At 43.2% G+C, this 23585-nt stretch carries 15 protein-coding genes; 8 read left to right on the top strand and 7 right to left on the bottom strand.

Going from position 1 to position 23585, the window contains the following annotated elements:
• Positions 1 to 58 precede the first annotated feature (58 nt).
• Positions 59 to 1738, bottom strand: a complete 1680-nt coding sequence (locus ALT761_RS04075) for a hypothetical protein (RefSeq protein ID WP_129736754.1) — start codon at positions 1736 to 1738, stop codon at positions 59 to 61.
• A gap of 777 nt (positions 1739 to 2515) precedes the next feature.
• Between ALT761_RS04075 and ALT761_RS04070 the strand changes: the two genes are divergently transcribed.
• The 5 genes from ALT761_RS04070 to ALT761_RS04050 all read left to right on the top strand — a co-directional run bounded on the left by ALT761_RS04070 (position 2516) and on the right by ALT761_RS04050 (position 8876).
• Positions 2516 to 3289 carry a PRC-barrel domain-containing protein gene (locus ALT761_RS04070; protein ID WP_129736752.1) on the top strand — a complete coding sequence of 258 codons (774 nt, stop codon included), beginning with the start codon at positions 2516 to 2518 and terminating at the stop codon, positions 3287 to 3289.
• Between the two features lie 50 nt (positions 3290 to 3339).
• On the top strand, positions 3340 to 3852 hold the full coding sequence (locus ALT761_RS04065) for a hypothetical protein (protein WP_129736749.1): 513 nt from the start codon (positions 3340 to 3342) through the stop codon (positions 3850 to 3852).
• 393 nt (positions 3853 to 4245) lie between these two features.
• Positions 4246 to 4779 carry an RNA polymerase sigma factor gene (locus ALT761_RS04060; protein WP_129736747.1) on the top strand — a complete coding sequence of 178 codons (534 nt, stop codon included), beginning with the start codon at positions 4246 to 4248 and terminating at the stop codon, positions 4777 to 4779.
• A 72-nt stretch (positions 4780 to 4851) separates the two neighbouring features.
• Positions 4852 to 5847: a FecR family protein gene (locus ALT761_RS04055; RefSeq protein ID WP_129736745.1), complete on the top strand. Its 996-nt coding sequence runs from the start codon at positions 4852 to 4854 to the stop codon at positions 5845 to 5847.
• 119 nt (positions 5848 to 5966) lie between these two features.
• A complete protein-coding gene (locus ALT761_RS04050) occupies positions 5967 to 8876 on the top strand; it encodes a TonB-dependent receptor (protein ID WP_172602844.1) in 2910 nt (969 codons plus the stop codon).
• Positions 8877 to 8966: 90 nt separating this feature from the next.
• Here the strand turns inward: ALT761_RS04050 and ALT761_RS04045 are convergent, their stop codons facing one another.
• Together ALT761_RS04045 and ALT761_RS04040 are read right to left on the bottom strand one after the other, a co-directional pair.
• Positions 8967 to 11750: a TonB-dependent receptor gene (locus tag ALT761_RS04045; RefSeq protein WP_129736741.1), complete on the bottom strand. Its 2784-nt coding sequence runs from the start codon at positions 11748 to 11750 to the stop codon at positions 8967 to 8969.
• Positions 11751 to 11792: 42 nt separating this feature from the next.
• Positions 11793 to 12857, bottom strand: coding sequence for a Ca2+-dependent phosphoinositide-specific phospholipase C (locus ALT761_RS04040; protein WP_129736739.1), 1065 nt, complete (start codon positions 12855 to 12857; stop codon positions 11793 to 11795).
• Between the two features lie 197 nt (positions 12858 to 13054).
• Here ALT761_RS04040 and ALT761_RS04035 point away from each other — a divergent pair, with 197 nt between their 5' ends.
• Both ALT761_RS04035 and ALT761_RS04030 read left to right on the top strand, forming a co-directional pair.
• Positions 13055 to 14914 (top strand): metallophosphoesterase family protein, encoded by a 1860-nt coding sequence (locus tag ALT761_RS04035; RefSeq protein ID WP_172602843.1) that lies wholly within the window; start codon positions 13055 to 13057, stop codon positions 14912 to 14914.
• A gap of 188 nt (positions 14915 to 15102) precedes the next feature.
• Positions 15103 to 16695 (top strand): ABC-F family ATPase, encoded by a 1593-nt coding sequence (locus tag ALT761_RS04030; RefSeq protein ID WP_129736735.1) that lies wholly within the window; start codon positions 15103 to 15105, stop codon positions 16693 to 16695.
• Between the two features lie 112 nt (positions 16696 to 16807).
• On the opposite strand, the gene ALT761_RS04025 is transcribed toward ALT761_RS04030, so the two are convergent.
• The 3 genes from ALT761_RS04025 to ALT761_RS04015 form a co-directional block, all read right to left on the bottom strand.
• Positions 16808 to 18511 (bottom strand): patatin-like phospholipase family protein, encoded by a 1704-nt coding sequence (locus ALT761_RS04025; RefSeq protein WP_129736733.1) that lies wholly within the window; start codon positions 18509 to 18511, stop codon positions 16808 to 16810.
• A gap of 112 nt (positions 18512 to 18623) precedes the next feature.
• Entirely contained in the window at positions 18624 to 19745 is a 1122-nt protein-coding gene (gene nagA, locus ALT761_RS04020; protein ID WP_129736731.1) for an N-acetylglucosamine-6-phosphate deacetylase, read from the bottom strand.
• Positions 19745 to 20737, bottom strand: a complete 993-nt coding sequence (locus ALT761_RS04015) for a BadF/BadG/BcrA/BcrD ATPase family protein (RefSeq protein WP_129736729.1) — start codon at positions 20735 to 20737, stop codon at positions 19745 to 19747. Before ALT761_RS04015 ends, nagA begins: the two co-directional genes overlap by 1 nt.
• Before the next feature lie 286 nt (positions 20738 to 21023).
• On the opposite strand from ALT761_RS04015, the gene ALT761_RS04010 reads away from it, so the two are divergent.
• The gene (locus tag ALT761_RS04010; RefSeq protein WP_129736727.1) at positions 21024 to 21674 is read left to right on the top strand and encodes a sulfotransferase family 2 domain-containing protein; all 651 of its coding nucleotides are present in this window, start codon (positions 21024 to 21026) and stop codon (positions 21672 to 21674) included.
• A gap of 149 nt (positions 21675 to 21823) precedes the next feature.
• Here ALT761_RS04010 and ALT761_RS04005 read toward each other — a convergent pair whose 3' ends face one another.
• Positions 21824 to 23422: a GGDEF domain-containing protein gene (locus ALT761_RS04005; protein WP_129736725.1), complete on the bottom strand. Its 1599-nt coding sequence runs from the start codon at positions 23420 to 23422 to the stop codon at positions 21824 to 21826.
• Positions 23423 to 23585: the final 163 nt, after the last annotated feature.

The raw sequence follows: 23585 nt of genomic DNA, 5'->3' as shown, positions 1-23585 counted from the left end.
AAAGTAAAAAGCGTTTACCTTCCGGTAAACGCTTTTTTCATAGAAGGTTAGTAACGTTTTAGATGAGGTTCGTTGCAATAGCGCCTGCTACTGTTGCAGATGCGAGTGACACTAATGCACTTGCAAATAACCACCACGCTGCCGATGCTGCAGTTGCTCTAACCGCTTCCGTTTCACGCAATGCCATGTCCTTCATTTGTGTTACACGGCTATCGATTTCATCTTTCATCGATTCCAACTTAGTGATCAGCTCTTCGCGCGCTTCATTGTACTTAGCAATATACTCGTCAATATCTTCATTCGATAAGCGGTCATTGTTAGTCAACAATGCGCGAAGTGATCTTTCATCCATCTTCTTCATTCTGCTAAGTGCGATTTCTGGCGCATCGGTTGGGTTGTCTAGCATATCCATGAAGTCAGATTTCAGATTACGATACGCAAGTTCAGGTCTGTCTAAACTATCAAACCAATTTTGAACACGCTGTTCTAACTGGCTACGCTTAGCGGGAAGATTATCAACCTGCTCTTCGTATGAATCATCATTATTTTGAAATTTAGACACTACTTTATCGTAAGTGCTAAGCAGCTTTTCAGATTTTGATGGGTCCATTTTAGGATGACTTTCAATAAGCGCTTTCAACGTATTTCTATCTAACTTAGATGCTCTGTTTGAAATGACACGCTGGGCGTTTTTGGGGTTATCAAAAATAGCATTCATATCTTCCTGAAGTTTTTCAGGGGTAATTTCTTCTTGGTCTGATTCATCTAAATATGATGAAAATTTAGCGCGATATTGACGCCCTTTTTCTTCATCACCTGGTGACAGTTTATCAAACGCTTCGGTTGCTCTGTCTTGATTGGAACTATTATTACCAATAGCACCTTTAATATCATCGTAAGTTGAAGCAATTTTTTTCTTTTGGTCTTCATCTAAAGAAGGTCTGTTACTAGCAATATCTAAAATGAGTTTACGCAGTGTATTAGAGTCATTCGTCTCTAACTTTTCTTCCACTTCAATTTCATTAATCAGCTTTTCCATTTCTTTACGTAAATCTTTTGCTGAGAATTGAGATTGTGTTGCTCTATCTATATATTGCTTTACCTTTTTATCAAAATCCGATGTATTAAATTCACTTCTTACCTCTTCATGAATAGCTTTCACCGTTTCCTTAGCGAAACCTTGCGCTTTAGCTTGGTCGCTTTTCGCAAATCCACTGACAACGGTATCACTTGCGCCGGCTATGCCTTTACGAAGAAAACTTAAAAGGTTTCCACACACTGCAGTGGTTAATTTTATATCTACTACAACTGCCGTTATAAAAAATAGCGCCCATACCACTACGCCTAGAATAGCGCCATTTAGCACTGTACTTACCAAGCTTAATTCAATAGCAAGATAGGTTGCGATGAAAAGCGAAATCGACATAGTTACGATAGTAAAAATACCTAACGCTGCTGACAATTTCTGCCCTACTTTCTTTGTTGAATAAGACGAGTCGTTAGAACTACTGCTATCGCTGGTATCTTGAACATCGCCTATCGCACTAATACCTGAAGCGATAGCTAAGTTACTTAGTAGAAACTGGATACCCACCGCAATAGCAACGCCAGCAATTATGCTTACAAAAAAGTGACCAGAAAGTGATGTAGGAGAGCTTGCAACGATAGTTTGAGCTGTCGCCAACCCAGGTAACACTGAGAGTACGGAGGTGAGAAGTAACAAACAGATTTTGCGCATGGTGAATCCTTATTCCAATGAGAGAAGATCTAGTTAAAGAAAATGTAATGTTGTTCATTCATTGGTCAGCAAATTCAATACCAGAGCGGTTAAAGGTATTTAAAATTTCATTGAATCAGTCTGCAAATACGTCTGCAAGCTATTGTTTAACGCCTTTTTATTAGCTCTAAAACCTTATAAAGTGAAAATGATTACTTGAGTGAAAATATTACCGAGAATGAATTAAATATGGCCTTTATGAAAAATTTACATTTCTTTACTGTAATATTTCCGCAAACATTAAACCAATATAGCTAACTCATATAAAACACCCCATCAAATATCTTTTACAACATCATATCCATTCTAAATATCTTTTATAAAAGCTAAAAAATCAAAATGAATTTATAAAACAAATAAGAAATAGGAAATAGGAAATAGGAAATAGGAAATAGGAAATAGGAAATAGGAAATAGGAAATAAGAAATAGCGTGATTATATTTCAATTCATTGCAAATAATTTACACATCAAATCTAATAAAACTTACGAATTAAAGTAAATTTCAACGTTATTAAAAAAGTGAAAAAAAACTTGTTGATAAAAATTATACACTTACAAAAATCCTTGTAAAAAAACAACTTAGCCGTGACTTTAAGATAAGAAAAGCGCTAAGTAATTGGTGTTGTATTGCACCAGGTATGCTAGTTGCTACTGCTAAGTTGCTTCACCAAATTTGTCATAACGATGTAGACAAGATTTTAAAGGTAGTTAAATTCAACATCAGAAGGAACAATCTAATGAACAATCAATATAGACAATCAATTTTTTCAAAACCTACTGTAATTGCGAGTGTTATCGCCTTAACGCTAGGCAGTAGCGCATTTTCTGTATCGGCTCAGGAATATAAAGAGGCTACTAATTCTGAAATAGAAGTTGTGAAGGGTAAGACTGATGTTGAAGTTACACAACCAGCGCCGTCAGTAGATGTAAAACAAAAAGATCCGGAAGTTGATGTTGCCGTCGGTCAAGCGAAGGTCGATGTAGAATATCAAGATCCTGAAATTAGAATTCAACAGCAGCAGCCTGAAGTGCAAGTTGTTCAGGCAGAGCCGCAAATTAATGTAGAAACAGCTGAACCTCAGGTGACCGTAAACCAAGAAGAACCAGAAATCATCATCGAAAAAAGTGAACCTGACATCAACATTGTTAGACGGGACGAAAATGGTGGTATTCGAGAAGATAGCGATGCCGCATATGTGAAGCATTTAACTGTTCAAGAGCTAGAAGATAAAGATGTGATGGCTCCTAACGGTGAAGAACTTGCTTCCATTGACCAAGTTGTTAGAAGCAATCGAAGCGATGAACTCGCACTTGTAATAGAAAGTGGCGGTGTAATGGGCGTAGGTTCTCGCAAAAGCGTGCTGCCATTAAGTGAAGTATCTTTGGAGAATGATGAAATTGTATGGAGTTCTGAAAAGAAGGTAGAACAGTTGCCTGAATATTCAGACAGCCAGTTTGTTTCTATCCAGCAAAAGGGCCAAACCATTGAAGACTTTTTAAGCGGTGAATAATTTAGCAGCTTATTTGACGACAATTTTTACAGCTTAAGAGGATATACATTATGAAATTCAATAAATTAAATACTGCACTAGCACTTACGGTACTAACTGCGTCACCGTCTATTTTTGCTCAAGAGATGGCTTCTGTTGAAAAGCAAAACACAAACTATGACGCCGTAATCGAACAGTACGATGTGAACAAAAACGGCGAATTAGACAAAGATGAGTTACAAGCTTATATGTCAGAAAGCCAACCTCAAGCTACTGAGCGCAAAGGCGATAAGGTTTCTGTGGTTCAGAAACCTGCAATAGTTACCATCAATCAAAAACCGGCTCAAATTACGGTGACACAACCTAAACCTGAGGTATCGATCACCACAAACGATCCTGATATCTCTATCCAACAGCCAGAACCGGAAGTTACCGTTTCGCAGGCAAAGCCTAAAGTAAATGTGAAAACAGGCAAACCAGCGGTTGATGTTAGACAGGATGATCCCGAAGTAGCGGTAAAACAACCCGAACCCACGGTTGACGTTGAACGTGAAGACATTTATGTGGAAGTAGACGACAATTAATGCAAAGTGAGTCCACGTGCATTTTAGTCTGAACCTATTTTTGACTAGAACATTGCTATCTCAATAGCAACGTGGCTTAGAGAATATTTTGCATAATATGCAAATTCACTAAAGTGTCTACAACATGCCTACTTTTACTTTTTACCAAAAGGGTAGAAGTAGGCATGCTTAACTAAGCGATACATGCGTGTTATTGGCTTTACTCCATCCAAATTAATTCACTGCATCCCATATTAACCAGTAACGTTGAAAGTTCATGTTGGAATTTCTCGTTTACTCTCAACATCCGCTTTGCTTACCAAATCTCCCATGGAAGAAAAATCGGTCGTCATATCAATGAAATATACGTGACCTACACTCTGTTTACATAATTTTAGATATACACGTTTATTTGTGACTCAACCACCCAATACATTAGACTGGCAAATATTATCGACAGACGACGGCTTTGAACGCTATAACGCGTTGAGGGCGTTTATCCGTGGGCTTACCAACGATAATGCAGTTGCTGATGACGTGTTGCAAGAAACCCTGCTTAGAACCAGCAAAAGCGCTCAATACTCAGAATTAGACAATCCGCTCGCCTATATGATTACAGTGGCGAAGTCGGTCCTCTACGATCATCAACGCAAAAAACTCCCCGCGTCGGTTGATTGGCAAACCGAAGAACTTGAAGCTGCTAATGATAGCCTTGAAAATACCTATCACAATGCGCAAAAGCTTGCCTTTATCGAAACCGTACTGTCTGATATGTCGCCTTTGCGTCGCGAGGTTTTTATACTGCGTAGAGTAGATGGGTTGAGCCGCGATGAAATAGCCAATACATTGAATTTAAGTGTAGAAGCTGTCAAAAAACATCTCACCCGGGCCATGGTAGAGCTTACGTTAAAATTGGAAGCGGCAGGTTGGGTAGAAAATAATCACTAAACCCACTCATACGTGTCCCCATTTTAGGCGACAAACACTCTACTAATAGGTAGACGGGTAACAGAGGCATAGATGGAACAACAAAAGCATTTAGACCAGGCAGCTGATTGGTTTGACCGCTTCGACGAGTTAGACGAAAAAGGCAAAATTGCCTTATCAGCTTGGTTAAGTGAAGAACAGCATCAAATTGCGTTTCAACGTATCGCCCAAGCATTTGGGCAGCCTGAGGTTGCACAGGCAGCAATTAACGTGGCCGCGAACCGTTGTGATGATACTAGCTTGAAGAACGATAGCGCAGCGAATAAAAAGCCTCGCCAACCCTACGTTAGCTATTGGGCTATGGCGGCAAGCTTTGTTGCCGTGGCTGTTCTTGTTGGGTATTTAAGACTAAACCAACCAACACCTTCACCCGAAATCGTTGACAATGCCGTACCATTATTAGCACAAACTATGCAGCTATCCTCCTCAAAAGCTCAGCGTATATCTCAGGTACTCAACGACGGCTCTGCGGTATATTTAAATGGCGATTCACAATTAAGTGTTAACCATAATGCTACCTTCAGAGAAGTAGATTTACGTAAAGGGCAGGCCTATTTTGATGTGGCACACGAGCCATCTAGGCCGTTTATAGTTAACGTCGATAAAGTGAAAGTACAAGTCGTCGGCACCGCTTTTGATATAGATAAGCTCTCTGACAAAACGGTGATCCGTGTGTACGACGGTATTGTGAAGATTATTGCAGACAAAACCCATACTCTCATCAAAGGTGAAGGTATTGTTTTAGAGAACAACCTGTGGAGCCAGACCTTTAGATTGACTGACGAGCAGCTACCAGCATGGCGAAGTGGCTGGCTAGATATTTTCAATGAGCCACTTTATCTGGCGGTAGAGCGCTTCTCGCGTTATTTGCAAAAGCCTGTAGAGATTAACGTTGATAAAGATGCCTTGCTAACAGGGCGGTTCAACTTATCCGAACCAGAAGCAGCATTACAACTGTTAGCCAGCGCACAAGGTCTTACTTTAGAAGAGCATCAAGATCGCTTTGTTTTAACTGACACTGCTCGCTGATGTTATGCAGATAAACGATGCGAGCGAATAACGCTTTAACAGCATGCTTTACATTATCTCGGGCACCTGTTGCATGCTGGTGCATCTGTCTGTTAGCGCTTTTCAACACAAGCTTTACCGTGCAAGCAGCACTGGGCGCTAACGAAACAAAACCGGTATTTTTAGAGCCTCAACCCCTAGTATTAAGCCTTCAAGCTATTGCTACACAGTTCAATCTTCCCTTTGCGGTAAATCAACAACACATTGCTAATATTGAAGCGCCAAAGCTAGAGGGAAACTTCACACTCGCTGAATCATTAACTCAATTGCTGAAACATACGGGCTATTCGTACCTTATTCAGCCACACGGATTCACGCTTGTTCAAGCGCCTGAAACCCACGTTAACGACAGTGCGATGGAAGAGGTCTCTGTTACTGGCATACGCGCCTCGTTAAATATATCTGGTAAGCGAAAACGTGAAAACCGCGTCATATCTGACATTATTGCGTCACACGACATTGCCACCTACCCCGATCGTAATTTAGCCGAGTCGATGCAGCGTATATCCGGTATTTCCATAACCAGAGAAGCAGGCGAAGGACGTCAAATAATGTTACGGGGATTAAATCCTGATTTTACGTTAGTAACCTTAAATGGCATGCCTGTATTAGCCAATAACGACTCTCCAATGGATAGTCGGCAACAAAAACAACAAGATAGAACTTTTGATTTGAATTTATTTTCTAGCGATTTGTTTAGTGAGATACAGGTACTTAAAAGTTATTCGGCAGACCAAGCCTCTGGCGGCATGGCGGGCATTGCAGCGCTTGAAACCGCCCATCCATTTGACAATCCAGGCTTACATTGGGGCATTACACAACAAATTGGAAATAATCAATTTAGCGATCATTTATCAAAAAAACTTTCGGCAATGGTGTCTTCAACCAACGATAAGTGGGGCGCACTTTTTTCAGTAAGTTACGGGGCCCGTGAATCGCAGGAAATGGGCGCAAATACGTTTCGCTGGCGGGTGATCCCACCCGACGGGGCTGATACTTCACAGCTCCCCCAAAAATTTACTGAGGCTTGGAATAATGGCGAGTATCGCGTCCCGCGGGGAAATCGTTATTCGGTATGGCAAAGCGACATGAAACGGCTAGGCGTGGGCGCCTCGTTAGAATATAAAACTGCCCGTCACCATGCTACCTTCGACTGGCTCTACGGTAGATTAAGTGGCAACCGCTTTGAGTACCATCTTTATCCTAGAGGCTATCACTCAACCCCAATTATAGAGGGCGAAACGGTTATTACTGCTGCCGAAGTGAACGAGAAGAATGAATTGGTATATGCGGCGTACCGTCAAGCTCAAGTAGGCACAGAAAGTCGTTTTCAAAAAGTTTCAACTACCTACAATCAGTGGGTAATGAACTCTCATCATGATATTAACAGCACATGGAAAGGCCATTTACTGCTGGGATGGGAAGGCGCATCTTACGACATTCCCACTAGCAACAAAGCCTATATGCAAGGTGTTACCGACGTCACCATTGATTATCGTCAAGATAGTCGTTTTGCCAATATCACCTATTCACACGATTTAACTCAACCTACGTTCTGGCGAATGAAAGAACTGGATAGTGAGCAGTACTTTACCTCTACCCAATTCATAAATGCCAAATATACGCTGAGTTTCGAGCCCTCAATAACACGTTCATGGCAATGGGGAGTAGACGCGGTTAGGTTCGAAAACGAGTCAGAGCTACTCAATATCCAGAACTTTTTAGACGAGGAATGGGCAGCTTATTTCAATGGTGTGCCAGAAGGAACAACGACTAGCAACGGCGTCACTAGCGTGAATAGCGCAGTTCCAGCAGTACATAGTACAACACTTACCACTCACCCAAAGCTACATTGGTTAACCCTTGATACCAACAATGTATTTCGATATTTCAATTTGCCGACCAACACCCAAGCACTTCAACATATAAACAGTGTTACCCACGAGCTTCCTTCACACTATCAAAGCAAAGTCACCGAATCTCGCGTTGCCTTATTTACGCAATGGCAACGTGAAATTGGCCGTTTTCATATTAACAGCGGCTTACGCGTTGAATACGAAAATACTGAAGTGAATAATATAAGCTCTTTGGTCAGCAACGTGCCTAACATTCACTATACTAACTGGCTACCGTCATTGAATATTACCTATGAATTACAGCCAGATATGCTATACCGACTAGCGTTGAGTCGCAGTATAGGTCGCCCACAATTAAATGATATTACCCGCCCAGTGGAATACCTGCCCGAGACTAACTCGCTTTATGGTTTCAACCAAAATTTGCGCCCTTACTCCTCCTACAACCTAGATATTGCCTTTGAAAAATATACCAGCGGCGTCAATCAGTTTTCACTATCGGCATTTAGCAAATACTTAGATAACTACATTGTTTATACCTCTGAAACAGTAGCGTTTTCAGACACACCTGAGTACGCGAACTGGACGGGCGACCCCATAAATGCGAATACGCTAGTACAACGAGTGACCACAGCGAATACAGAGCGCGCGTGGTTATATGGACTAGAAGGAAGCTGCCAATTGGAAACGTCATGGCCGTGGCATCCTGAATACAAAATAGGTGTTATTACCAATCTAAGCTACACCCATGGACAGGTACAATATTTTAGTGCTGTGACTGGTGAGAAGCTGCAATATACCTCACTCCCCTACTTATCGCCCTGGCTGGCTAACGTTACCGCGTATTGGGAAAGTTATGCATTGAGCGCTCGATTATCTGCAACCTACCGCGATAGTTATTTAGCGCGTATCGGCGATGAGACCATCATTGATGAAGACGAAACAGGATTTGAAAAAAGCGTTTATTTGGATGCCGTTGTCGCCTATCACTTGGGCGAAAATTGGGAGTTACGAGCCGAAGCTACTAATCTGACTAACGAGCGAGAAGAGCAATATACTGACTCTGCACATCGCGCTTATAACACCACATTCAGTGGAAGAAACTTTTATCTTGGTGTTACTTTTCGCCATTAAGTCGTTTCTGCATTTCACAATAGTAAAAAGGCACCCTAAGGTGCCTTATCTTTCACTACTTTCACATCAGTGTCGATGTATACGTTGCCGTTACATTGCGTAGGTAAAGCCTACGTAAAACGTTCTACCGCTTACCGTAGTATTGTAAAGTCTGTCGTCTGAATCTGAATACTGTTCTTCTCGCTCGTTAGTCAGGTTTACCCCTTCTACGCTCACTTTTAACGCATCATTGACGTTATAAAATGCCGAAAAGTCCCAGTAAGTAGAGCCATGAAATCCAGCTTCATCTTGATCGCTACTTGAGGTTTCAACCGTCACTAAATAGTCATCGCGATGGGCAGTTGAAACACGTGCGCCCCAAGTTTCAGTTTCAAAATAAAGGGTAAAGTTGTAAGTATGCTCAGATAGTCCGTAGAAAGGTCGAGATACTTGTACCGTTTCACCATCAACTAAAATGTTGTGTAGCGAGTCACCATCGGCGTACGTATAGTTTGCAATAGCCCCAAAATTATCGAACGGCGCAGGTAGGAAATCAAAATCTCGCTGCACGCCAAATTCCCATCCCGAGAAATCGCTATCATCAAGGTTTTGTGGTTGTGAGAAATTATAAAGCGTATCAGGGGTTTGTGGATTGCCGTTTTCGTCAACGGTACCTTCAATTAACGCCAGCGGGTAACCTGTATCGCCATAAGGAATATTAACCGTTGTTCTGGCAATAAAGTTCTCAATGTCTTTGCGAAAGTGTGACATAGACACATAGCCCACTTCATCAAAGTAGTACTCTACTCCCACTTCCATATTCAACGTTTCAAAAGGCTCTAATGCGGGGTTACCGGCACCAATGTTCAAGCCACTTGAGCCCGACAACGGATCTGTATTTACCGTACCACTTACCGATAAACTTCCAAGCGTAGGGCGTGTTAAGTTTTTACCCGCACTACCACGAACCACTAAATTGTCTGTGGCATACCACGCCACATTCATCGCCGGTAGTACCCCGTCGTACTCTCGGGTTACGGTTACGTACTCTGCTCCGTTGACCAATCCGCTAGAGTTAATCTCGGTATTGTAATAACGTAGGCCTACGTTAGCGCGAAGTTCACTATCGCCCAACAACATATCTAACTCATACACTGCATAGGCAGCTTGGGTTTCTTCTTCTACTTTATCTGGGGTTGGCGACGCAGCTAAGTCTCTGTTTACACTGAAGCTATCTAATACACCGTCTACATCAACACTTAGCCAACTTTGTTTTTCGTGGTTATCATTAACAAATGTGTAGCTTGCATCCACAATGTCTGAAATCTCACCACTTTGCCATTCGCTGCGCAGTACGTTTGCGGTTTGAACATCGCCACTTTCGTGTTCGAACTGCTTCATTGACACACCAAACTTCAGGCTACTTTGATCATTTAACGCGTAATCTGCATCTAACTTAGCCACATCAAAGCTGTTATTCACTTCATTTTCTGCAAGGTCCACTTCGTGATAGCGAAATTCATTGATGTCTGTAGGATCGTAATCACCAATATATGAGTTATTGCCGTAAAAACGGTCATCGCGATAGTCAATGGTCATATCAGCAAAAGACTCTAAATACACCTTAGCGCTATTACTGGTGTAGTCACTGCTCATGGTACCAACCAGACCAGAAAGCGATAAATCATCGTTCACTACCCAATCAGCATTTAGTACCACCTGCGTAATTTCAGTCTCAGTGGTTTGACTGCGGCTTTCAGAATGCAGGGCTGCATTGGCCCATTGTGAGTAAATAACTTCATTGTTGCCGTTATATTCTAGGTCTACGAGTTCTGAGCAAAAGTAGCGTGAACCATCGTCATAATCTGGACCAGTACAACCCAATGCTGTTGAACTCGATCCACGGTTTTGAAGGTGATACTCCTTTCTATCGCTTTCAAGTTTTCCATAAAGTGCATCGATACCAAATGATAAATCACTGTTCGGACGGTATTGTAGGGCTACTGTTGCGCCTGTACGCGTTTGGTCACTATTAAACTGCGAATAACGACTGCCTCGAGAAAAGCGTAAATCTCCGCTTTCGACCGCGGCTTGATCGGCTTCAGACAAGCTCGATATATCTGAGCCTTGGTCTGTTCTTGGGCGCCAACGATAGGTGTTATAACCTTGCTCACTGGTATCACGATTACTGTAAGCGATAGAGAACAATGCACCAAATTTGCCCCACGTATTAGACACTAAAGCCGCTATCCGTGGACTTGTATCTTCAGTAAGTGAATTTTGACCTGCTTGTACACTCACTGCACCTTTAAAACCGTCGTAATCAAATGGTTTTGCGGTATGCAGCGCTACCGTACCACCAATGCCACCCTCGTCCATATCAGCAGAGTATGACTTTTTCACATCAATTTGATTAAACAACTCAGACGCAAAAATATTAAAATCAAACGAACGTGACGTGTTGGTGGTGCCGCGGCTGTCCATAGCGGATGAAGACGTACCTAATGCTTCCATACCGTTAAGCTGAACTTGCGTGAAATCAGCATTCAGGCCACGAAGTGAAATTTGACGCCCTTCACCGGCTTCACGGGTAATAGTCACCCCAGGAATACGCTGTAACGATTCGGCTAAGTTCAAATCAGGAAAGTCAGCAATATCTTCCGCCACAATAGAGTCTTGTGAGCCAAGCGCATCGCGTTTAAGGTCTTTAGCTTTTATTAATGAGCTACGAAAACCGCTCACTACGATTTGCTCGATAACGTCATCTTCCGCTGTATTCGTTTGCGATACTTCTTGCGCAAACGTAGGCAAAGATAGCGCGCCTACGCTACTTAGCACAGCAAGTGCTAGGGCATGCTTTTTGAATGTTGCTGGCTTTTTAAATAATGGATGCATTGTGTGTTCCTTTTAAAATATTGATATAGATAATGTTGATTTTTAGTCGCTAATTGGATTGGTGCGTATCAATCTGCCCTGTTCAAAGTGCACCGAGTAATTGCTGCGCTTTGCTTGAGGAGATTGCGGATAAAAGTCGGTAGATATCATTTGCGCACCGCTTCGAAATGCCGCGTCACGCTGCAGTGCTTTTTGTTCATGAGAAGCTGATAAATTGGCGTCTGCGCGGGTGCGCACCAAATATCCAGACTCCACCAGTTGGCGAATGTCTTGTTGTTGTTCAATAGGATTGTTGCGGATCATAATGGCCGCTGAAGGGTGCCCGGGTTCAAATGATGCAAACATGGCTCTTCCCTTCAGGTTGTTTTGCCCTTGGGTGTATCTTTCGCGCTGGCTATCATTGCCATCGAATAAAAATATAAATTTGCCACGTAAATCGTTAACGCTCGGCCAGCCTTTATTTGTAATAACGCGTTGCAACGAGTGGGCATTGCCTCGAATGTCATCGGGGCTAACGAGTCGGTCTTGTAAAGAATTCTGTATTGCTTCATCTAAGCTAGCGAAGGCAGCTTCATCAAACGGAGTGGGTTTTTTACTGTTCAAAAAATCGGGCTGGGTTTCTTTCGCATTCATCATGATGACGATAGGAAAATGTTCTGGATGAGAGTCAGACCAAACTGTCAACTCCTTCAAACATGCTTTTAAGGTTATGCAATGGGTCATGACATCTACATGAGGGATATGCATCACCTTAAAGCCAGGCTTCGCCAATTGCGCAGCTTCGTGCACCGATAACCAGTCTTCATTAAAACGAGAAGCGAGCTCAACGTGCTGATACTGATTTCCGTTAGGATCGTTCACCACATCAATTTCTAGTTGACGTAGGCCGAGTGATAACTGCTCATCAAGCGAAAGATGGGAATAGTTAAGTTGGTTAGCCTTATGTACGCTTTGCAAACGAAGAAACTGATACGCAGTATCGGGAAGCGCACGTTTGTAACTGTTGTGCGAGCCTATCCATTGATACTGATCCAGTGGCATGCTTTCATCAAAATCAGCAGCACTAGCAAAACCTGCGGACAAACAAAGTAACAACCAAAAAAACATTTTTTCTTCGCTCTTTAATTTCAATGTGAGGTAGAAGGAAATAAACGAAGAGCGGGGACAACAAAAATCGCTAAATCACTAATTTTAATAAAAATGTCACACTAGATATGAAGTTTTCATGACATTTAATATTCACCTGTCCCCGTTTGATTATGCATTGCGTCTGTATCTAATTGATGCGGAAAAATGAGGCAAAAATGAACCAATATTGTCAAAACCGGACAGGGCTATTTGGGGTAGTGATCGATGCTGCAAAATGCGTAGGGTTGATGCTGATGATGTGTGCGCTTATTAATTGCAGTGCAACTGAGTCTCATCTCTTAGTAAGTAAAAGTACCCCGCAAAATTTGAATCAAAACTCTCAAGGTACACAGATCGCCTTTCTTGCCGATGTTCACTTACACGACATTTATGCCGCACCAATGTCAGGTAGAGACAACACCGATTTACAAAAAGTTAATCTGGAAAATAGCTTCCCTAAAGAGCTAGGAACACAAGCCCCGTTGCTTATGCGCAGCATGCAAGCACAGTTAACCTCAACCCGATTATTCAATGAAAACTTCTTTGTATTTCGTGCAGCACTAGATGATATTGCTAAGCGCGGAATTAAACTGGTTGCGCTGCCTGGCGATTTTTCTGACGATGGACAACCTGCAAATGTGAAAGCGCTTGCCCGTATTTTAGATGAATATCACACGCGCTACGGTATGCGTTTTTTCGCCATCACCGGTAACCACGATCCTGTCCGCCCTTTCGGACGGCCTGGTGGTAAGCCCAATTTTCTTGCTGCCGATGGTAAGGAAGTGGCTATTTATAGCCCAGACCATACGCGGTGTATAAACAACCAAGCGTGGTTTTGCATGAATGATATTCGAGAGTGGGGCTATCACGATATTATGCAAACACTCAAAAGCCACGGTTTTTCAGCGCACGCACAGGATGTGCTGTACGAAACGCCCTTTAGTAGTGCTGAGTTTGAGCAGCGTGGCTGGCAGTGGTGCGACCAAACGTCGTGTATTTTTATGCCAGACGCCAGTTACTTGGTAGAGCCCATTAAAGACGTGTGGTTGTTGGCCATTGATGCCAATGTGTATATTCCCAAAGGGAAATATGCTGAACGTAATTTTAAGGGCTCCGGTAACGCCGGTTACAACGCGCTGCTGACCTACAAGCCACAGCTGCTGCAATGGATAAAAAGCGTGGTTAAGCGAGCAAAGGCTGAAAACAAAAGGCTTATCGCCTTTAGCCATTTCCCCATGGCCGACTTTTATGACAATACCCAACCACAATTGGAAAACCTTTTTGGCAAAACCTCAAATCAACTAAAGCGAATGCCGCTTTCGTCAACCACTGAGGCCTTGAACGCAACGGGTCTGAAACTACACATGGCAGGCCATATGCATTTATATGACATTGCCGTGCCCGAAAACCATACAGGGCTGGTGAATATTCAAGTACCTTCGCTAGCCGCTTATCAGCCCGGCTATAGCATTGTAACGCTCAATCCACATCATGAGGCCATCGTGGAGACCGTTATTCAAAAGGAGGTCGCCCAGTTTGACACACTATTTCCTATTTATTTTAAAGAGTGGCAACAACGTCAACGACATGGTCAGTCATTGTGGAATAAAAGCATACTTGCCTCAGAAGACTATCTTGCGTTTACCGAAGCTCATTTAAAAGAAGTGGTGCGACAGCGATACGTAGGAAAGGAGTGGCCAAACGCGCTGGCTACTTTTATAAAAAGCCATACTATTGGTGATGTCTTCAACAACGCTATATGCTCCGTGGGGGCAAACACTATACCGGATGAAGTTGCATCGCAGCCTGCGATGGTACTTGCTTACGATTATTATAAGTTACGAAATGCAGGTGCATTTGCCAATATTGCAGGGCGCGAAAAGTGGTATATCAGCAGTACTAATGAGGAAGGATTTAAGGCCTGTAAAACACCCAATCCAAATGAGCTGCAACACTTACTTGCGGATTTTCTATCGCTGCTTCATAACGCAGCCCTTGCTACCGACAGCACTGAAATTATTGTGAAAGGTGTGTAGAAGTGATTAATGGCAAATAAGCAGTTCACTACAAATTTGTGAAGATACGGGCAATAGCTCAAAATTTCCTCGACACAGCGGCCGTAATTCCTTATAGTGCGCGCCCAAAGCTTACTCGTACAAAACGCATTTTTTTGCGTTAACTACCAAGCTATCTTTTCTTCTGATTTACCCGCTGGATACCTGTTTTGATTACCACCGCCAATATCACCATGCAGTTTGGTTCTGCACCCTTGTTTGAAAATATCTCTGCCAAATTTGGTAACGGCAACCGCTATGGCCTTATCGGCGCGAACGGTTGCGGCAAGTCTACCTTCATGAAAATTTTGAGCGGTAAGTTAACGCCAAGTGCCGGTAACGTGTCTATGGCGCCGGGTACCAAATTAGGTATCTTAAGTCAGGATCAATTCGCGTTTGAAGAATTCAGCGTGGTTGATGCCGTGATCATGGGCGACCGTGAGTTGTGGGAAGTCAAAAAAGAGCGTGACGAAATATACAGCAAGCTAGATATGAGTGAAGAAGACGGTATGCGCGTTGCCGACTTAGAAACCCAATTTGCTGAAATGGATGGCTACACCGCAGAAGCCCGCGCTGGCGACATCCTAAACGCAGCAGGTATTGAAGAACACTACCATTTTGGTTTAATGAAAGAAGTGGCGCCAGGTAAAAAAGTACGTGTTTTATTGGCACAAGCTTTGTTTGCCGACCCAGACATTTTGCTTCTCGACGAACCTACCAACAACTTGGATATTTACACCATTACGTGGTTAGCCGATGAGCTAAATAAACGTAAATCCACCATGCTAATTATCTCGCATGACCGCCACTTCTTAAACTCAGTATGTACTCACATGGCTGATATCGATTACGGTGAATTACGCGTTTATCCAGGCAACTATGATGCGTTCATTGAAGCGTCAATGTTGGTTCAAGAGCAGTTACTTAACGAGAACGCAAAGAAATCTGCTGAAATTGAAGAACTTCAAGGCTTCGTAGCGCGTTTCTCTGCTAACGCCTCTAAAGCGAAGCAGGCTACCTCTCGTGCTAAGCGCTTGGAAAAAATTGAGCTAGCTGAAGTTAAAGCTTCTAGCCGTCGCAAGCCTTATATTGTGTTTGAACAACACAAGAAACTGCACCGCTTAGCGATTACGCTAGAAGATGTAGGTCATGGCTACCCTGATCTTCCGTTATTTAACAACGCTAACTTATTGTTAGAAGCAGGCTCTCGCCTTGCTATTATTGGTGAAAACGGCGCGGGTAAAACCACCCTCTTAAAATGTTTAGTTGATGAATTATTACCTGAGCACGGTACGATAAAATGGGCTGAAAATGCCGCTATTGGTTATATTCCACAAGATAGCACCAAAGACTTCGATTGCGATTTAAGCTTGTTTGATTGGATGAGCCAGTGGCGCTTGCCAAAGCATGACGACTTGCAAGTTCGTGGCATGTTAGGCCGCTTATTGTTCAGCTCAGACGACTTTAACAAGAAAGTAGCTGTGTGTTCTGGTGGTGAGAAGAACCGCTTGTTATTCGGTAAGCTGATGCTACAAGACATCAACGTATTGGTGATGGACGAACCTACTAACCACTTAGATATGGAATCTATTGAAGCGCTGAACAATGGCCTTTATAAATTCGACGGCACGGTTATATTTGTAAGCCACGACCGCGAGTTTGTGTCATCACTGGCCACGCAGATTATTGAAATTAAAGATAATAAGCTTAACCACTTTGAAGGTAACTACGAAGAATTCTTGGCGCACAGCGAAGGCAAGTAACCTTTAAAGTAACCTTTAAAGTAGTCAATGTATTGCTAAAGCCCAGCATGGTAAATTACCTTGCTGGGCTTTTTTAGTATGGGGGGCTTTTTAATATGGGAGGCTTTAAATACTATAATACCAACACCTTTTTTACCGTTTTTCTAACAATGAAATTCCATGCGAAAAATCGGGCAATACTTGCTATACCGGCGTCTTTTGTAAATGCAAAAAAGCGTGCTTTAACTCGCTTGTACGCCAGCTCTCTATTTTCGTATTTCACATCAGCCATAGACGCATGATTTAAACGCGATGAATCTAAAAACTGCTGAATACTGTGGTAATCACGTTTTTTAATGTTCAGTGGTAATTGCTTTTGAATTACTCCTTCATCGCGCTGCTTATCTAAAATACCATTAATGGTCAGCATGGCATTTAACCTTCCCCGTTCGTAATCATATTGGCGAAAGCGTTCATCAAAAAAGCCTAAAAATGCGCCTAGCAACTCACCACTAAGCTCGTCTTTTTTGGCGGTAATAGTATAGATGGTTTTTAAATTGGTTGGGCCCAACTCCGCGGCATGTTCTAACACCGCGATTGTGTCTATCCATAGTTTAAAGTGGCTTGGTGGAAGTGGTTTTTCTGCAACATCAACACGATATTGAGTAGCGAGCCGGGCAATATCGGCGGCATATTCAAGCGTATTTCCACCATACACCACGGCGATCATTGAATCTATAATGGCTTGCTCTGCGAACACATCTTCGATGGTAGCGCTGTACAATTTTTCACGTAAGGTGTCGGCTTGATGATCTAGCCTAAGCACCTTTTCGTTGTCTTGCTCTTGCAGTAGCCACTCTTGAAACCCGCTTTGAAGGTACACGCTATTGAGCATTTGCTTGGCACTTTGTGCAAAGGATGCTGTGGTTGCATCAAATTCTGGATTGGCAGCACTCTCCCTAGGGTTGGGTGAAATGTAAAAGTAAAAGCGGTTTTCATAATCGGTATAGTTTGTATCATTTTGTTCAGCCAATGATACTGCCATACCCAAAGGGTAATTATTAAACGCCCCACCATCCATAAAGCTAAAGGTACTGTCTTCAAATTTTACAGCACCTCGACCGCTATAATCGCCATGTAGCCAACTTCGGGAGAGTGACACCGGAGAAAACGCCACGGGGAAGGCACCACATCCTCGTGCAGCCGAACTAATCTCGTTCCAAATAGCCTGGTTATCGGTTGTGTTGTCCAGCGTAGCGGTATAACGGTCTTGGTGGCGCGTTTGGGTGAACGTCCCTCGGCCCAAGGTTTCGGTTAGATAAGCAAACGTATCTACCTCGTAGTCAACACCATTTAAGTTTGACATGGCTAACCCCAACCTAATAGAGGTAGCACTGGCAATGTGGGGCGTTTGAACTAGCGGTGTTTCTGCTTGTGCTGGTGGAGAGTTAGGTGCTGGTGACTTTACGTACCGGCTATTAATCAGCTTATCAGCAATGGTTTTTACAAAGCCATTCGAGAGCAGTGAATTTTTGGCATTGTCTCCCGGCAAGGGCGTTAACAACCCGTTTATATCAACCGACTTCACCCATGCTTCGTAACCCACATTGGTATTTTCACCCGATAAGGCGTCGCCATCGTATAAGAGTTTCTGCGCTACCATTGCGGCGGTCATGCCACCAGCACTAGCGCCAGTAAGCACATCTATTTCAATTTTGGGGTTGGCAGGGTTTTCGTTATGTTCTTTTAGCGCTTTGATAATTTCATAAAGCGTACCCGCTTCATAAGAGCCCAAAGAAACGGCACCTGATATGGCAATTGCAACGCGGTAGGTCATGTTACGCTCCAGAAAATTCAATAGTTTTGAATCACCGAGAGCCCAATTTCAAAACGAAACCTCAGAACGCAGATCCACAGCACTTTAGGGTAATATACGCTTGAAGCTTGGGTTATTGAAGCCTTCCTTTTACCCAAATATTGGCTAACGTAATAGTATCATCCACTAATAATACATTAGCATATTGCCCTGCTGCGAGACTGCCTAGGTTATGCTGCATTCCCATGAAGGTTGCAGGCGTACTACTTGCCATTGCACTTGCTTGGGTTAAGCTTACGCCTAAATCATGACAAGTATTTGCCACAGCCCCATGCATATCTAAGCATGAACCGGCCAATGTGCCATCAGGGGTGGTGAGTTTACTGCCACTGCGCTTAATTTCTGTATTGAAAAAAGCCAGCGTGTCTAGGTTGCTCCCTACATGCGCCATGGCATCGGTCACCAACATTATCTTTTCTTTGCCTTTAACCTTTATGGCCAACTCAGCACTTTTAGGGTGTACGTGATGGTGATCCACAATTAACCCACAATACGCACTATCAAACAACAACGCTGCGCCCACAGCACCTGGCGCCCGAGAGGTAAACGCTGACATTGCATTATACAAATGGGTGAAACCACTCGCCCCAGCGTTAAGTGCATCGCTTACTTGTTCAAAGCTAGCATTGGTGTGCCCTAATGCAACCACTACCCCTTCTGCCACCATTTCTTTAATAAAACTGGGGCTCACACTTTCAGGGGCTACCGTTAACAGTACCTTGCCAATATCCTTTCGGCACAAGGTCGCTAACTCACTATCATGTGGCGTACGAATAAAGCTTTCTTCATGCACGCCTTTTTTCGCAGTACTCAAAAATGGTCCCTCATAATGAATACCTTCAATATTAGGATGGTTGTTGGCGATGGCTTCACTTACCGCATCGGCGGCGTTAGCCATAGTGGTCGCATTATCGGTAATAAGTGTAGGCAACATACTGGTAGTGCCGAACTGCAAATGCGCATTCGCCATGGTTTTTAGTGCATCGTACGTGGGCGTATGATTAAACAGTATCCCCCCGCCACCATTTACCTGTGTATCTATATACCCAGGAATAAGTGTACCTTCATGCTTACCTGCAAGCTCTTGCTTTGTGGCATCTCGAATGCATTGGATCACGCCCTGTTCTATACATAGGGTTTTATTAAACTGAATGCCTGTGGGTGTTAGTACTTTGTCTGCGGTAATTGTTTGCATTAAGCCAGTGCTGCCTGTTGTTTTGCGTATTGAATCACCCCTGCTTGAGGTGACGATTTGGGTTCAATAAGTCTAGTTTGAAGATCAGTACTTAATAACGGCTGATACACATGACTTAGCCCACCTACTAAGCAAAGGGGCAAATCCTGATTGTTGGTGAATGTCTTTTCATTAGGTGCCTTGCAGGTAAGTGTTTGACCAACATCGTTGAGGTAGTTAGCCCCTTGTTGAATAAGTGCCCCGGCTGCGGCGCAGCCTTTTTCATAGGCCGCCACCACACTTGGGGCCAATGCACCAAATTCTTTCCCTTTAAACCCCGCCACTTTAGTTACCAACTGATGTGAGTGTGATACGGCTAAATTATCGCAAATAGATGCAAATAAGAGGCTTTGAGGAATAAGTTCATCAAACACCAACAAACTGTGTTTAACCGCCTCAAGGCCTAACCAACCGCCACTAGCATTGTCGCTGATTGGCAGCCCATAACCGCCTTTGTCTTTAAAGTGGTATGAATTAGTACTGGTGCTGGTGCCAGTGCCCGCGCCAGTAAAAACCGTCGCCGCCGATCCAGTGCCGCAAATAATTAATGCACCGGCATAGCCGTTATGAGCGCCAAGGCAGGCGGCATGTAAATCACTGATAACGGTTAAGCTTTTGAAGGGGTGGTGTAAACTCAAAAACTGTTTTAATGCGCTGGGAATATTTGCACCAGCAAGTCCTGCGGCAAGGTGTATTTGATTGAGCTTGATTGCTGGGTTGGTAGGTTTATTTTTCTCGCTAATGGGCTTGTCTATCGCGCTAATGGGCTTTATTGCGCTAATGGCTTTTTCACTAGCATCGATAATTGACTGCATTGCGACAGCAGCATTGGTCATAATATTGGCAGAACCAGCGTCGGCGTGGCTTAATACGTTACCGTGCTCATCTTCTAACTGCACTCTGCAGTGAGTGCCGCCGCCATCCACACCAATATAATAACTCTGCTCTACCATTTACGTTTCATTTCCATTTTTGTGCTGTCATCAGTGGTAATAAGGTGTACTGATTGTAGCCATTTACATGGCGAATATTCTGCGCCGCATTTAACTTATTGAAGCTTCATTTAATGGTATTTTATCATAGCTTTACTCTCAACCAACAAAAAGCAAAAGCCATCCATTTTCATCACTTTGTAGCGTTTATTCACTACTAGGTATGACTCAGATATCCATATAGTTGTCACAATTCACAGCCACACTGTATTGATACCTATATCAACGTTAACAAGGATAATATCCGGTGCTACTTTCCCACAGTAAACAGTTTCTCTTTGTACACATTGCTAAAACTGGTGGCACGAGTATTCGTGAGGCGCTTTCACCGTATCGTTGGGGGCATCGCTATGCTGCAGCACAGTTTATCAGTAATAAGATGAGTCAGTTTTGTGGGCATAAGATTGGTAGCCGCTTTCCTCGCCATTCTCGTATTATTGCGGCAAAAGAAATGCTCCCCGAAGAATACTTTAATGGGTTGTTCAAGTTTTCGGTGGTGAGAAACCCTTGGGACTTGCAGGTCAGCTCCTATCATCACATCAAGCGCGAACGGCCTCAGGTGATGGAAGGTCATGAAACCTTCGAGCGCTTTATGCGATGGAAATTCAACCCTGAGCGTTCATATCAATACCACATAGACACATCACTGCAATTGCAAAGCGATTACCTTGTGGATTTGCATGGAAATTTGCTCACTGATTTTATTGGACACTATGAGAATTTACAGGAAGATTTTGATGCTATCTGTTCGCACTTGTCTATTTCCCCATCCCCCCTTCCCCATAAACGTAAAGCGACAGACAGAGGCAGCTATCAAGCGTATTACACAGATGATCTAAAGCACTTAGTGGATAAACACTTCGCAAAAGACATTCAATTGTTAGGTTACTGCTTTTGATGTTAGCGAGAATGTTTTAAGGCGTATAAGCCCAATGTGAATCACCAGTGTATTATTTGACTCGGCCAGTTCAATAGGCCGGTTCAATAAGCAAGAGTTCATTAAACCAGTACTCATTAAGTCAGCGCCCTATTTTTTTTGGGGGGGTATTAGATGGGCTGTGATACTTCAGTGTGGTGCGCTTTCTTTTGTTCATACATCAGGATGTCCGCCTCTTGGAGTAAGGCCTCTAAGCTCTTGCAAGACGTATCAGTTATCACTCCGCCTACACTCGCCGTAACGGGAATTGGAGCATTAGCCGTTTGAATAGTCAGGTTACTTAAGCGCGCTTTAATTCGCCCTACCAACCGTTCAGATTGACTACGACTGTGGCAATAACTTAGCACCACAAACTCATCACCGCCTAACCTACCAACCACATCTTGTTCGCGACATTGACGTTTAAGAATTTTAGCCAAGATACGCAGTACATCATCGCCTGATTGATGTCCAAAAGAGTCATTGATTCGCTTGAAGTTATCTACATCAATAAACATTAAAGTGATGTAACCGCCTTGACGATTAAAGTCATCTAAGAGTACTTTTGCGGCCCCCTCCCAACCGTCACGGTTGAGAATATGACAAAGGGGATCGGTAGCCGCACGCTTAAATGCTGCCATCCTGTCATCATCAAGTTTTTTCACTTTTTGCGCTGCAGCAAACGCAAAAATTAACGCCTCTATTGTCACGGCGATAATAAGCCCGTAGCGTTGAAGGAACGGGCTGAAGTCTTTCAAATAGAACCTGGCTAGCATGGCAAGTATAATTGTCGAGACACCCAGCAGTACTAATTTTGCGCAGTGTACTTTATGATACGCCGCATAAAGTATTGCTAATAAAATACCGGCCATGATAACCAAGGTGAGTTTCGACATGATTTTGTTTACCATCATGCCCACGTCACTACTTAACACTATTTGCACGCTCACCAAAGCTAATATTATTAGCGATAAATAGTGTAGCGCGCTTCTTTGCCACTTTTTTAACAACGCTTTAAAATCGAGTAATTGATCTAAAAAACGTAAAGAAGCAAAGATGGTCAGCCCGGCAAAAAGAACGCTTAACTGTACGCTATTTAGAAACGGCACATTGGGCAATAGTGTGTAAATTATCCCTTCCTGAAGCAAGAAAAAGGTGGCTGCACTCGCTACGTATAGACTGTAAGAATAGAACCCAAAACTTCGCATGCTATTGCCTAGTACCCCAACATAAATAGCCAGCGCAAAGCAGAAGCCAGCAAATGCACTCAGTGTTAAGGTATGAATAGCATCAAATGCGTGGAACTTGGGTACTGAGGATAGGCTCGGGTATAATGCCCTAGCGAACTGGGCTTCTATATCTAAGTAGTAAGACGCTGCGCCAGAGGGAAGCATATAGGCATGCCGCGCGCTAGGTAGCTCGATTGGTAGCGTTAAAGTAGGTGCTGCTGAGCTCTGGGTTTCTAAGGCGCCTGTTATAGAAACATCAGCCTCTAACCGATACAGCATGGCTTTATTTACGAAGTTGCGAGGAAAATGGAAAATATGCGGTTGCGTTAAATCACAGTGTAGCGTTAAACGCTGCTCGCCTTTCACCATAGGAATAGGTGTACCCACTTTGCTGTTTAATGGTGAGGTAATAACGCACGAGGCGTACACACTCTCACATATTAAAACATACAAAGCAGCAATCAGTAACTTTACTGACCATCTTGCATTCAGGTTGCACATGGAAGGTTACTCGCCCCCAACAATCTGTACTGATGCAAGATCCAATTTGCGTGGAATTACCTTATAAACTTCACCCTGACTAAACAATATGCGCCGTTAAAATTACAACACAGATTAGTCGGCATCACCTTTAAAATCGCAGTGTTGTATGCGACAAATCATT

Source organism: Alteromonas sp. 76-1 (assembly GCF_900654235.1).
Classification (GTDB): domain Bacteria; phylum Pseudomonadota; class Gammaproteobacteria; order Enterobacterales; family Alteromonadaceae; genus Alteromonas; species Alteromonas naphthalenivorans.
This window is presented reverse-complemented; position numbering and strand designations above follow the sequence as displayed.

Excerpts from the sequence above, each read along its gene's own strand:
- ALT761_RS04075 (WP_129736754.1), bottom strand. The coding sequence starts at position 1,738 with ATGCGCAAAATCTGTTTGTTACTTCTCACCTCCGTACTCTCAGTGTTA.
- ALT761_RS04070 (WP_129736752.1), top strand. The coding sequence starts at position 2,516 with ATGAACAATCAATATAGACAATCAATTTTTTCAAAACCTACTGTAATT.
- ALT761_RS04065 (WP_129736749.1), top strand. The coding sequence starts at position 3,340 with ATGAAATTCAATAAATTAAATACTGCACTAGCACTTACGGTACTAACT.
- ALT761_RS04055 (WP_129736745.1), top strand. The coding sequence starts at position 4,852 with ATGGAACAACAAAAGCATTTAGACCAGGCAGCTGATTGGTTTGACCGC.
- ALT761_RS04045 (WP_129736741.1), bottom strand. The coding sequence starts at position 11,750 with ATGCATCCATTATTTAAAAAGCCAGCAACATTCAAAAAGCATGCCCTA.
- ALT761_RS04040 (WP_129736739.1), bottom strand. The coding sequence starts at position 12,857 with ATGTTTTTTTGGTTGTTACTTTGTTTGTCCGCAGGTTTTGCTAGTGCT.
- ALT761_RS04035 (WP_172602843.1), top strand. The coding sequence starts at position 13,055 with ATGAACCAATATTGTCAAAACCGGACAGGGCTATTTGGGGTAGTGATC.
- ALT761_RS04025 (WP_129736733.1), bottom strand. The coding sequence starts at position 18,511 with ATGACCTACCGCGTTGCAATTGCCATATCAGGTGCCGTTTCTTTGGGC.
- nagA (WP_129736731.1), bottom strand. The coding sequence starts at position 19,745 with ATGCAAACAATTACCGCAGACAAAGTACTAACACCCACAGGCATTCAG.
- ALT761_RS04015 (WP_129736729.1), bottom strand. The coding sequence starts at position 20,737 with ATGGTAGAGCAGAGTTATTATATTGGTGTGGATGGCGGCGGCACTCAC.
- ALT761_RS04005 (WP_129736725.1), bottom strand. The coding sequence starts at position 23,422 with ATGTGCAACCTGAATGCAAGATGGTCAGTAAAGTTACTGATTGCTGCT.